This is a genomic window from Pseudomonas meliae (assembly GCF_001400515.1).
Taxonomy (GTDB): domain Bacteria; phylum Pseudomonadota; class Gammaproteobacteria; order Pseudomonadales; family Pseudomonadaceae; genus Aquipseudomonas; species Aquipseudomonas amygdali.
Window position 1 is genome coordinate 1 of sequence record NZ_LJQT01000276.1, and the last position, 11,379, is coordinate 11,379.

The 11,379-nt window shown below is 59.9% G+C and carries 5 protein-coding genes and 5 pseudogenes; 7 read left to right on the plus strand and 3 right to left on the minus strand.

Annotated elements, in window-relative coordinates; genetic code table 11:
• Positions 1-111: 111 nt before the first annotated feature.
• Complete coding sequence (locus ALO64_RS12700; protein ID WP_044343883.1) at positions 112-2,289, minus strand: malate synthase G; 2,178 nt, start codon at positions 2,287-2,289, stop codon at positions 112-114.
• Between the two features lie 321 nt (positions 2,290-2,610).
• On the opposite strand from ALO64_RS12700, the pseudogene ALO64_RS12705 reads away from it, so the two are divergent.
• A pseudogene (locus tag ALO64_RS12705) lies at positions 2,611-3,127 on the plus strand (glycine cleavage system protein R).
• A gap of 223 nt (positions 3,128-3,350) precedes the next feature.
• Here the strand turns inward: ALO64_RS12705 and rarD are convergent.
• Together rarD and ALO64_RS12715 are read right to left on the minus strand one after the other, a co-directional pair.
• Positions 3,351-4,238 carry an EamA family transporter RarD gene (gene rarD / locus ALO64_RS12710; protein WP_010204883.1) on the minus strand — a complete coding sequence of 296 codons (888 nt, stop codon included), beginning with the start codon at positions 4,236-4,238 and terminating at the stop codon, positions 3,351-3,353.
• 211 nt (positions 4,239-4,449) lie between these two features.
• Positions 4,450-5,431 (minus strand): annotated as a pseudogene (locus tag ALO64_RS12715) (serine/threonine protein kinase).
• 194 nt (positions 5,432-5,625) lie between these two features.
• Between ALO64_RS12715 and ALO64_RS12720 the strand changes: the two are divergent.
• From ALO64_RS12720 to ALO64_RS12745, 6 genes and pseudogenes are all read left to right on the plus strand, one after another.
• Positions 5,626-6,645 (plus strand): LacI family DNA-binding transcriptional regulator, encoded by a 1,020-nt coding sequence (locus ALO64_RS12720; RefSeq protein ID WP_044321363.1) that lies wholly within the window; start codon positions 5,626-5,628, stop codon positions 6,643-6,645.
• Complete coding sequence (locus ALO64_RS12725) at positions 6,629-7,630, plus strand: ABC transporter substrate-binding protein (RefSeq protein ID WP_044343884.1); 1,002 nt, start codon at positions 6,629-6,631, stop codon at positions 7,628-7,630. The genes ALO64_RS12720 and ALO64_RS12725 overlap by 17 nt, the downstream gene beginning before the upstream one ends.
• Positions 7,630-8,503 (plus strand): annotated as a pseudogene (locus tag ALO64_RS12730) (ABC transporter permease). Before ALO64_RS12725 ends, ALO64_RS12730 begins: the two are co-directional and overlap by 1 nt.
• Positions 8,500-9,294 (plus strand): annotated as a pseudogene (locus ALO64_RS12735) (ABC transporter permease). The pseudogenes ALO64_RS12730 and ALO64_RS12735 overlap by 4 nt, the downstream one beginning before the upstream one ends.
• On the plus strand, positions 9,291-10,322 hold the full coding sequence (locus tag ALO64_RS12740) for an ABC transporter ATP-binding protein (RefSeq protein WP_005735062.1): 1,032 nt from the start codon (positions 9,291-9,293) through the stop codon (positions 10,320-10,322). Before ALO64_RS12735 ends, ALO64_RS12740 begins: the two are co-directional and overlap by 4 nt.
• Before the next feature lie 24 nt (positions 10,323-10,346).
• A pseudogene (locus ALO64_RS12745) lies at positions 10,347-11,190 on the plus strand (phosphodiesterase).
• The last annotated feature ends 189 nt before the right edge of the window (positions 11,191-11,379 follow it).

Below are 11,379 nucleotides of genomic sequence, written 5' to 3' on the forward strand. Positions count from 1 at the left end.
CAAAATTTCTGACAGTCTCTATCTGGGGTATTCGAACAAAAAACGCGATGTTTACTCATCGCCTTCCCGAAGAGGCAGCAAGCTGCCTCTCAGGTCCGATGACTAAAATCCTTACATTCCTTTTTTGGCCTTGAACTCACGACGGCGACGATGCAGTACCGGCTCGGTATAGCCGTTAGGCTGTCGCGTACCTTCGATCACCAGTTCGACGGCTGCCTGGAAGGCAATGTTGCTGTCGAAGTCTGGCGCCAGCGGGCGATACAGCGGGTCATTGGCATTCTGGCGATCCACGACCGGTGCCATGCGCTTCAAGCTTTCCAGCACCTGAGCTTCGCTGACAACGCTGTGACGCAGCCAGTTGGCCATGTGCTGGCTTGAGATGCGCAGCGTTGCGCGGTCTTCCATCAGGCCGATGTCGTTGATATCCGGTACTTTCGAGCAACCTACACCCTGATCGATCCAGCGCACCACGTAGCCGAGAATGCCCTGTGCGTTGTTGTCCAGTTCGTTCTGGATTTCTTCGGGCGTCCAGTCGGTGTTCGGCGCAAGGGGAATGGTCAGAATATCATCCACCGATGCCTGCTCGCGTTGAGCCAGTTCGGCCTGGCGAGCGAATACATCGACCTTGTGGTAATGCAGGGCGTGTAGCGCAGCCGCTGTAGGCGAGGGCACCCAGGCAGTGTTTGCGCCAGCCAGCGGGTGAGCGATTTTCTGTTCCAGCATGGCGGCCATCAGGTCGGGCATGGCCCACATGCCTTTGCCGATCTGTGCGCGACCTTGCAGGCCGCATTTCAGGCCGATGTCGACGTTGGAGTTCTCGTAGGCACTGATCCATTTCTCGGCTTTCATCTGCGCCTTGCGCACCACCGGGCCCGCTTCCATCGAGGTATGGATTTCGTCACCGGTGCGGTCGAGGAAGCCGGTGTTGATGAATACCACGCGCTCGCTGGCTGCCTGAATACAGGCTTTGAGATTGACCGTGGTACGGCGCTCTTCGTCCATGATGCCGACTTTCAATGTGTTGCCCGGCAAGCCCAGCACCTGCTCGATACGCCCGAACAGTTCGTTGGTAAACGCGGCTTCCTCCGGCCCGTGCATCTTCGGTTTGACGATGTACATCGAGCCGCTGCGGCTGTTGCTGCGCGAGGTATTGCCGTTGAGGTTGTGGATCGCAGCCAGACTGGTCAGCAGGCCGTCGAGAATACCTTCCGGCACTTCCTTGCCATGCTTGTCGAGAATCGCGTCGATGGTCATCAAGTGACCTACGTTACGAATGAACAGCAGCGAACGACCGTGCAGCGTGACTTCGCCGCCTTGCGGCGTGGTGTAGACGCGGTCCGGGTTCATGGTGCGGGTGAAGGTTTCGCCGCCTTTGGACACCGATTCCGCCAGGTCGCCTTTCATCAGGCCTAGCCAGTTGCGGTAGACGACCACTTTGTCGTCGGCGTCGACGGCTGCAATGGAGTCTTCGCAATCCATGATGGTGGTCAGCGCGGCTTCCATGAGGATGTCTTTCACGCCTGCCGCATCGGTTTGGCCAACCGGGCTGGAAGCGTCGATCTGCAATTCGAAATGCAGGCCATTGTGTTTGAGCAGCACGGCGAACGGCGCTGAAGCCTCACCCTGAAAACCCACCAGTTGTGCATCGTCGCGCAGGCCCGTGTTGCTGCCGCCCTTGAGGCTGATGACCAGTCTGCCGTCGATCAATTTGTAAGCAGTCGAATCAACGTGCGAGCCAGCCGCCAAAGGGGCTGCCTGATCGAGGAATGCGCGGGCGAAGGCGATCACCTTGTCGCCACGCACCTTGTTGTAGCCCTTGCCTTTCTCCGCGCCGCCTTCTTCGCTGATGGCATCGGTGCCATAGAGCGCGTCATACAGCGAGCCCCAGCGGGCATTTGACGCATTGAGCGCAAACCGTGCGTTCATTACAGGCACGACCAGTTGCGGTCCAGCCATGGTGGCTATTTCTTCATCGACGTTTTGTGTGGTGATCTGGAAGTCCGCTGCTTCTGGCAGCAGGTAGCCGATCTCCTGAAGGAAGGCTTTGTAAGCCGAGGCGTCGTGAGCCTGTCCGGCGCGCGATTGGTGCCACGTGTCGATCTGCGCCTGCAATTCATCTCGTTTGGCGAGCAGTGCCTTGTTCTTTGGCGCAAGGTCGTGGATCAGTTGGTCCGCACCCGCCCAGAACGCAGTGGCGTCGATGCCGGTTCCGGGTGTGGCTTCGTTCTGCACGAAGTCGAACAGGACTCTGGCGACTTGCAGGTCACCGACTTGAACGTACTCAGTCATTGCACTTGCCTCACTCTGCTCAGCAGGGTCGAGCACACTCGGGGAGCGCTCTGTTATTGATCTTGGTGTCATGTAGTACGAGATTCTGGATACTACATGAGCCGCCGTTGCGTGAAAACGTCGCTGAATATGTCATTAAACGACTGGATATTCATATCGGGTCACGATGATATTCATTGTGTTCCCAAAAGCGCCCGGGATTGTTCCATAAAGCGTGGCAAACGGTACACGATTTACCGTGCACGGGCTGCCTTCGGGGCTGTCTCTACTGGTGCGACCGACGCCGTTTTCAAATCACCTGCACAGAAAAAGGAATAGACCGTGGATCATCTCGTCGTAACGCTGGTTGCTCCCGACAAACCGGGTCAGGTCGAACGTATCGCGCAGTGCATTGCCGAGCAGGGCGGTAACTTGCTGGAAAGCCGCATGTCGCGCATGGCCGGGCAATTTGCCGGGATCCTCAAGGTGGGCGTCGAGCCGGAAAAGTACGATGACCTGATCAAAGCGTTGAACGCCTGTCGGCCCATGGCATTCGCATGCTGTTGGCTGAAAGCGTGATAGAGACAACCGCCCCGACTCAGTTGATCAGCATGCAACTGGTCGGTAACGACCGCCCCGGCATTGTGCGCGACATCACCCGCTTGCTGGCCGGGCAGGGTGTCAACGTTGAACACTTGATCACCGACGTTCCCCTGCGCCCATGAGCAGCGAGTTGCTGTTCCACGCCGATGCAGTGCTGGGCGTACCGGTGGGCTTGTCGCTGGATGACCTGCAGGCAGGGCTTGAGACCCTGGCTGATGATCTGATGGTGGAGCTGGTGTTGGGTACTGAGGACTAGATTAACTTTCAGGTTATCCAAGTTAACCGTGCATCTGCCTGTGGATAACCTGGGGGAATAGCCTTGCACGCCACGTTCGCCGTGGGCTGGCGAAAGTTGATCAAAAAACCAACAGTTTCAATGGCTTGTGCACAGATAAGGTTAGCCTGCCTGTGGATAACCCCTGGAGAACCTCTTGCAGGCCACGGGGGGCGTGGCTTGCGAGGTGTTGTGTGTTTTTTGATCAGCCTCGGCTGCGGGATTTCAGCCAGATATCCACACTGTAGATTGCCAGCCCCGCCCAGATGAAGGCGAAGGTGATGATGGTGCTGGTGGTCAGGTGCTCCCCATACAGCAGCACCGCCAGCAGCAGAACCAGCGTGGGCGCGAGGTATTGCAGGAAACCCAGGGTGGTGAAGGGCAGGTGACGGGCTGCGGCGTTGAAGCACACCAGCGGGATCAGCGTCACCGGGCCTGCGGCGGCGAGCCAGATGGCTTGCGTGGTGGTCCAGAATTCCGGCTGGGCGCTCACGGCCGTCGGGTTGAGCGTTAGCCAGATCAATGCCAGCGGCACCAGCATCCAGGTTTCCACCACCAGGCCAGGCAAGGCGGCAACCGGGGCTTTTTTGCGGATCAGGCCATAGAACGCAAAGGTCAGCGCCAGGGCCAGTGACACCCACGGCAGGCTGCCGACGTTCCAGACCTGCTGGGCGACACCAATGGTGGCGAAAGCGACCGCCAGCATTTGTAGACGTCTGAGCCGCTCGCCCAGCAACAGCATGCCCAGCAGCACGTTGACCAGCGGGTTGATGTAATACCCGAGACTGGCTTCAAGCATGCGGCCGTTGTTAACGGCCCACACGTAGACGATCCAGTTCGCAGCGATCAGCGTCCCGCTGAGTGCCAGCACGGCCAGTCGCTGTGGGTTGTTGCGCAGGTCACGCCACCAGCCGGGATGTTTCCAGAACATCAGCACGATCGAGCCGAAGAGGGCTGACCAGAGCACTCGATGGATGATGATCTCGATGGCCGGAACGGCGGAGATGGCCTTGAAGTAGATGGGGAACAGGCCCCAGATGGTGTAAGCACTCAGGCCCAGGATGTATCCACGGCGTGGATTGGCAGCTTGCATGGAGCGTCCCTTTGATACAGAAATTTCCGGTTTTATTGTGGGGTGATGCGGTTGATGGTTTTGATCGTACTCACGCTGGAGCGCTGGATGTTATACACAGGTTCGGCTGATTCACGACATCTGTGCCGCGTCGCTTGTTCAGGATCGGACGCGGAGCGTCCAGAGCTGCATGCGACGCGGAGCGCCGCACGATAATCTGGGGCTCATCAGGTCAAAACAGCTTCAACGGCTCTTCATTCAGCGCTGACATCTGCTCGCGCAGGGCCAGAATATGGTCGCCCCAGTAACGCTCTGTGCCGAACCATGGAAAGCTGTGCGGGAATGCAGGGTCGTCCCAGCGCCTGGCCAGCCANNNNGTAGGCGCTGTAGTGCATCAGGCGCAGGGCACGCAGTGGTTCGATCAGGGCCAGTTCGCGTGGATCGAAATCATGAAACTCGTTGTAACCGTCCATCAGCTCCGACAACTGGCCGAGGCGCTCTTGACGATCACCGGCCAGCATCATCCAGATGTCCTGAACGGCAGGACCAAGGCGGCAGTCGTCCAGGTCGACGATGTGGAACATCTCGTCGCGGCACATCATGTTGCCGGGGTGACAGTCACCGTGCATGCGAATGTTGGTATGCGGCGTGGCGGCGTAAACGTCCTCGACACGCTTGAGCAGGTCACGGGCTACCGACTCGTAAGCCGGAAGCAGGCTGCGCGGGATGCAGTCGTTTTCCAGCAGGTAATTGACCGACGCATGGCCAAAGTTATTCACACCCAGTGCTTCGCGGTGCGCAAACGGTTTGGTCGAGCCGACCGCATGGATACGCCCCAGTAACTGACCCAGGCGATACAGCTGATCCAGATTGCCCGGCTCCGGCGCGCGTCCGCCTCGGCGCGGGAATAGCGTGAAGCGAAAGCCGGCATGTTCGAACAGGGTTTCGCCGTTATGCACCATGGGCGCAACAACGGGCACTTCGACCTCGACCAGCTCGTAAGTGAAGCTGTGTTCTTCAAGGATGGCTTCGTTGGTCCAGCGCTGTGGCCGATAGAACTTGGCGATCAGCGGCTGACCGTCTTCGATACCGACCTGATACACGCGGTTTTCGTAGCTGTTGAGTGCCAGGATGCGGGCATCGCTGAGAAAACCGATGCTTTCAACGGCATCTAGCACCAGATCGGGAGTGAGTGTTGCAAACGGGTGAGCCATGACTACTCCTGCGCGCAGCAGGTTGCCGCGTCGGACCGCTGATGGTAACGCAGACCGGTCCCGGTTCGCTAAACCCCTTCTGTTTAAAATGCCCAAGGGTCGAGTTGTCACCAAACGGTCATCCTCCGGTCGCTGTTTAGCCATGTTCGCCACTTAGAGTTGCCGCCAATGAGATCGATCTCAAGCGAGCGACCATGACTGATTTGAAAGAAGTTGCACGACTGGCCGGGGTTTCCCGGGCGACTGCTGCACGCGCCTTCGCAAGCCCTGAGGTGGTGCGCGCCGAGACCCGCGAGCGAGTATTCGTCGCTGCTCGTGAGCTGGGCTTTCGCCCCAATCGGCTGGGCAGACAGTTACGTCTGCAAACCACCAATCTGATTGGTGTCATCGTGCCAAACCTGCTCAACCCGGTGTTCGCCGAGCAGTTTCAGGCTATGGAAAGGGCGGCGCGGGCACGGGGCTACAACCTGTTGTTGGCGACCACCGACTACAGCGCCGAGCGTGAAAGCGCCGTTGTTGAGGAACTGCTGCGCCAGCGGGTCGACGGGCTGGTGCTGACCGTAACCGACGCCGAGCACAACCGTGTGCTGGAGAGCCTGGCCATCGAGGACACGCCGTTCGTGCTGGCCTATCACCAGACCGACAATGAGGAGTACAGCGCTGTGTCTGTGGATAACCGCGCAGGCATGGCGCTGGCGACGCGGTATCTGATCAACGCCGGCCATCGGCGTATTGCGATGGTCGCAGGCCCGGTCATGCAGTCCGACCGCGCCCGCCTGCGTTACGAAGGCTATCGCGATGCCATGAACGAGGGTGGGCTTGAGGCGCGCCCGGTGATTGAAATGCCTGCCCATACCAACGCCGACTTCGCCGTGCTCGAACCGTTGTTACGTGGTCCGACTGCGCCAAGCGCGCTGGTCTGTTCCAACGATCTATTGGCCATCAGCCTGATCGCCGAATTGCGCCGCAATGGTTGGGGTGTTCCCGAGCGTCTTTCGGTCATCGGCTTCGACGGCATCACGCTGGGCACGCAGATGCACCCGACGCTGTGCAGTGTGGTTCAGCCGATTACCGAACTGGCGCACATCGTCATCGACCAGTTGCTGTCGCGGATTGCCGGCGCGGCACCGGTTTCTCATTGTCTGCCGTGCCATATCCGGCCCGGCGAAAGCACCCAGCCCTACCAGGAGATGCTTCATGCTCAGCCTCAGTAAAACCCTCGCGGCACTGCTGTTATGTAGTGCGGCCAGCCTCGCCCAGGCCGCCGAAACCGCCATCTGCTACAACTGCCCGCCTGAGTGGGCTGACTGGGGCGCACAGCTCAAGGCCATTGCCGACAGCACCGGTGTACAAGTGCCGCTGGACAACAAGAACTCGGGGCAGGCGCTGGCGCAGATCGTCGCCGAGCAGGCCGCGCCGGTCGCAGACGTGGTGTATTACGGCGTGACCTTCGGCCTGCAAGCGCAAAAGGCCGGTGTGGTCGATACCTACAAACCCAAGCACTGGGACGACATTCCCGCAGGCCTGAAGGACCCTGAAGGGCACTGGTTCGCCATTCATTTCGGCACGCTGGGCATCATGGTCAATGTCGACGCACTGGGCGGTCTGCCGGTGCCGCAAAGCTGGGCGGATCTGCTCAAGCCCGAATACAAGGGCATGGTCGGCTACCTCGACCCCTCCAGTGCATTCGTCGGGTACGTGTCCGCCGTTGCGATCAATCAGGCCATGGGCGGCACACTGGACAACTTCGGCCCGGCCATCGACTACTTCCAGAAGCTGGCGAAGAACTCGCCCATCGTGCCCAAGCAAACCGCTTATGCACGCGTACTGTCCGGTGAACTGCCGATTCTGGTCGACTACGACTTCAACGCCTATCGCGCTCGCTACAAGGACAAGGCCAACGTCGCTTTCGTGATTCCCAAGGAAGGCACCATTGGCGTGCCGTACGTGATGAGCATGGTTGCCAAGGCACCGCACCGCGCCAATGCCGAGAAGGTGCTGGATTTCGTCCTGTCTGACGAGGGCCAGGCGCTGTGGGCCAAGGCTTATTTGCGTCCAGTGCGCTCGAAGATGCCTGCCGACGTGGCCGCGCAGTTCCTGCCCGACAGCGATTACGCTCGTGCCGGTGTGGTGGATTACCAGCACATGGCTGCCGTGCAGGAAGCCTTTGCTGCCCGTTATCTGCGTGAGGTGAAGTAATGTCAGCCTCGCCGGGACACGCGCTGGCTCTGCACAAGGGCGGATTTATGAAGCTGCGGCTGCGCCCGACCGCTGCGGTGGCACTTGCTCCGGCGCTGGCGGTGTTGCTGGCATTCTGGCTGCTGCCGCTGACCCACCTGATCCTGCTCGGCGCGCAAGGTTCTGACGGCAACGGCAGCGGTTACTGGCAGGTGTTGAGCAGTGCTCAATACCTCGGCAGCCTGGCGCAGACCTGTCTGCTGGCACTGGTGGTCACGCTTGCGGCGTTGCTGGTCGGCGGTATCAGCGGTGTGTTTCTGGCCCGTAACCAGTTTTTCGGACGCTCTGCGCTGGTGGCGTTGCTGACCTTTCCGCTGGCGTTTCCTGGCGTAGTGGTGGGCTTTCTGGTGATTCTGCTAGCCGGTCGCCAAGGCATCTTCGCGGCACTCGGGCTGGAGCTGGCTGGCGAACGCTGGATATTCGCCTATTCGCCTATTCGCCTATTCGCCTATTCGCTTACCGGTTTGTTCATTGGCTACCTGTATTTCTCGATTCCGCGCGTGATTCTCACCGTCATGGCCGCTTGCGAAAGCCTGGACCGCAGCCTTGAAGAAGCTGCGCATTCGCTGGGCGCGGGTCATTGGCGGGTGGTGTGCGATGTAATCGTTCCGGGGCTGGCACCCGCGCTGGTGTCCTGCGGTGCGATCTGCTTCGCCACGTCGATGGGCGCATTCGGTACTGCATTTACGCTTGGTACGCGCCTGAACGTCAGTGTTCACCAATTACGCCAACTTCACCGTAGCCGCCGCGCTGTCGGTGATCCTCGGGCTAGTGACATGGGCGGTGCTGTTGCTGGCCCGTCGCATGGTCGGGACATCAGGGGTTGCCCTTTGAAACGTTCTCCATTGTTTGCTGCGCAACTGGCATTCACGTTACTGGTTTGTGCGTTCATGCTGGTCCCGGTAGTGCTTTCGCTGCTTGCCGGGCTGACCCGCAATTATTTTCTGGGCCTGTCGAGCGGCTTGACATTCGACTGGCTGGTGCAGGTCTGGCAAGCCTATTCACCGACCGTCTGGTTGTCGCTGCAACTGGCTGTGGCCTGTGCGATCTGCGTATGCCTGGTCGGCGTTCCGGCAGCGTATGCGCTGGTGCGCATGAACAATCGCTTCAGCCGGGCCTTTGAAGAACTGATGGTCCTCCCCGTCGCCATGCCCGGCCTGGCCAGCGCCCTGGCGTTGCTGCTGACCTACGGCCAGTTCGGCAGCTTTCGCAGCAGCTGGCTGTTCATTCTGGTGGGCCATGTGTTGTTCACGTTGCCGTTTCTGGTGCGCCCGGTCATGGCGGTCATGCAGCGTCAGCAACTGCCGGTTCTTGAAGAGGCTGCCGCCAGTCTGGGCGCCGGGCCGATCAAGCGCTTTTTCAGCGTGGTGGTGCCCAATTGCCGCGCCGGAATTCTGGCCGGTGTGCTGATGGTCGTGACCCTGTCGTAGGGTGAGTTCAACCTGACCTGGATGCTGCACACGCCGATGACCAAGACCCTGCCGGTCGGTCTGGCCGACAGCTACGCCTCAGCCCGACTGGAAGTCGCCAGCGCCTACACCCTTCTTTTTCTGTTGCTGATTGTGCCGCTGCTGATTGCGTTGCAGGCCATCAGTGCGCGTCTTGCCCGAGGAGAGAGCCGATGAGCGGAACCACCATTCGCCTGAAAGGCTGCCGCAAGGCATTTGCCGACGGCACCGTTGCTGTAAAGGATCTGCACTTGACCATCGAGCCTGGCGAAACGCTGGCGATTCTCGGTCCGTCCGGTTGCGGCAAGACCACCACCTTGCGTCTGATCGCCGGGCTTGAACGTCCGGACGTCGGTCAGGTGTTGTTCGATGATCAGGACGTTACGCGCCTGCCTATCGAGCGGCGTGACGTCGGGATGGTGTTTCAGAACTACGCGCTGTTCCCGAATCTAGACGTCGCCGGGAACATTGTTTACGGCCTGAAGATTCGCGGCCTGTCGCCTGCCGAACGAAGCAAGCGTTGCGATGAGTTGCTGGAACTGGTTGGCCTGACCGGTCATGGCAATCGTCGTGTCAACGAGCTTTCTGGTGGTCAGCGTCAACGGGTCGCGCTGGCCAGGGCTCTGGCACCGCGTCCGCGGGTGCTGCTGCTCGACGAGCCGCTGGCGGCACTGGATGCGCAGTTGCGTGAGCGCTTGCGCAGCGAGCTCGATCAGTTGTTGCGTGGGTTGGGCATCACCTCGGTGTTCGTCACCCACGATCAGGGCGAAGCCATGGCCCTGGGCGACCGGATTCTGGTCATGGAAAAAGGCTGCGTCTCGCAATTGGCGACGCCCAGGGAAATCTATCAACAACCTGCCAATGCGTTCGTCGCCGGGTTTGTCGGCAATCTGAATGCGTTCAGCGTGGTCGAGCGCACCCCGTCAGGCCTCAAGGTGAGCGGCGGCGAGCTGCCGTGGAACGGCGCTGATCTGCCGGGCACGGTCTACTGCCGCCCGGAACATCTGCGCCTGATGCCGGAGCGCGGGCACCTTCAGGGTCGCCTGGTCGGGCAGTTTTTTCAGGGTGCGCAAAGTCGTTTGCTGGTCGATGTCGGAGGTCCGCAGCCGCTGTTGGTGGACAGCACCGACAACGTTATTCACGCCGCCAACGCTGCCATCGCCCTGAGTGTTGAGCCGCAGGCGCTGTTCACCCTGCATTCGTAACATCGTTTCCGTAGAGAGATTATTTTGAATCGTCCGTTTCTTATTGCCCAGATCAGTGACTTGCACCTCAAAGCCGACGGGCGCCTGACCTATGGCGTGGTCGATACACTGGGTGCATTGCGCCGCGCAGTCGAACACATCAACGCCAGCAAGCAGCGCCCAGACATAGTGGTGATCAGTGGTGATCAGTGGTGATCTGGTGGACTTCGGGCGTGAGGACGAATACGCCGTGCTCAAGCCTGAGCTGGAACGCCTGCACATGCCGTTCTATCTGGTGCCCGGTAATCATGACGATCGACACAACCTGCTGGCTGCGTTTGCCGAACAGGTGTACCTGCCATTGTCGGCCAGCGGACCTCTGGACTGGGTGGTGGAGAAATACCCGGTACGTCTGATCGGCATGGACACGACCATTCCCGGCGAGCATGGCGGACAACTGGATTACTGTCAGTTGGACTGGTTGCACGCGCAGCTGTCACGTCGTCCTTATGTACCGACGGTGATCATCCTGCATCATCCGCCGTTCATTACCGGCATAGGGCACATGGACCGCGAACCCTTCGGCAACGCGTCGGCGCTGGAGCGTGTGATTGCCCAGCATCCGCAAGTGGAGCGTTTGTTGTGCGGGCATTTGCATCGCCCCATGCAGCGGCGTTTTGGTGGCAGCGTGGCAAGCATCTGCCCTGGCACCTCACACCAGATCGTGCTGGACCTCGACGAAGCCGCGCCTGCCCATTTCAACCTGGAACCGGCAGGCTACGTGCTGCATCGCTGGCATTCGGAACAGGGGTTTGTCAGTCATAACGCAGTGTTCGGCGACTATGAAGGGCCATACCCGTTCTACGATGTGAACGGGTTGATTGATTAATTGATTGCTCATCGCTCCCACGCTCTGCGCCCGGCGTGATACTCAAGTCTTGATGAGCCCGGAAAGCGGGGCTCGACGCGCAGTATCAGGCGGAGTAAAGATCCTTGTGGGAGTGAGCTTGCTCACGAAGACGGTGTTTCAGTCGATGCATTTTCGACGATCATACAGCCCTCTTCGCGAACAAGTTCG

Excerpts from the sequence above, each read along its gene's own strand:
- ALO64_RS12725 (WP_044343884.1), top strand. The coding sequence starts at position 6,629 with ATGCTCAGCCTCAGTAAAACCCTCGCGGCACTGCTGTTATGTAGTGCG.
- ALO64_RS12700 (WP_044343883.1), bottom strand. The coding sequence starts at position 2,289 with ATGACTGAGTACGTTCAAGTCGGTGACCTGCAAGTCGCCAGAGTCCTG.
- ALO64_RS12720 (WP_044321363.1), top strand. The coding sequence starts at position 5,626 with ATGACTGATTTGAAAGAAGTTGCACGACTGGCCGGGGTTTCCCGGGCG.
- rarD (WP_010204883.1), bottom strand. The coding sequence starts at position 4,238 with ATGCAAGCTGCCAATCCACGCCGTGGATACATCCTGGGCCTGAGTGCT.
- ALO64_RS12740 (WP_005735062.1), top strand. The coding sequence starts at position 9,291 with ATGAGCGGAACCACCATTCGCCTGAAAGGCTGCCGCAAGGCATTTGCC.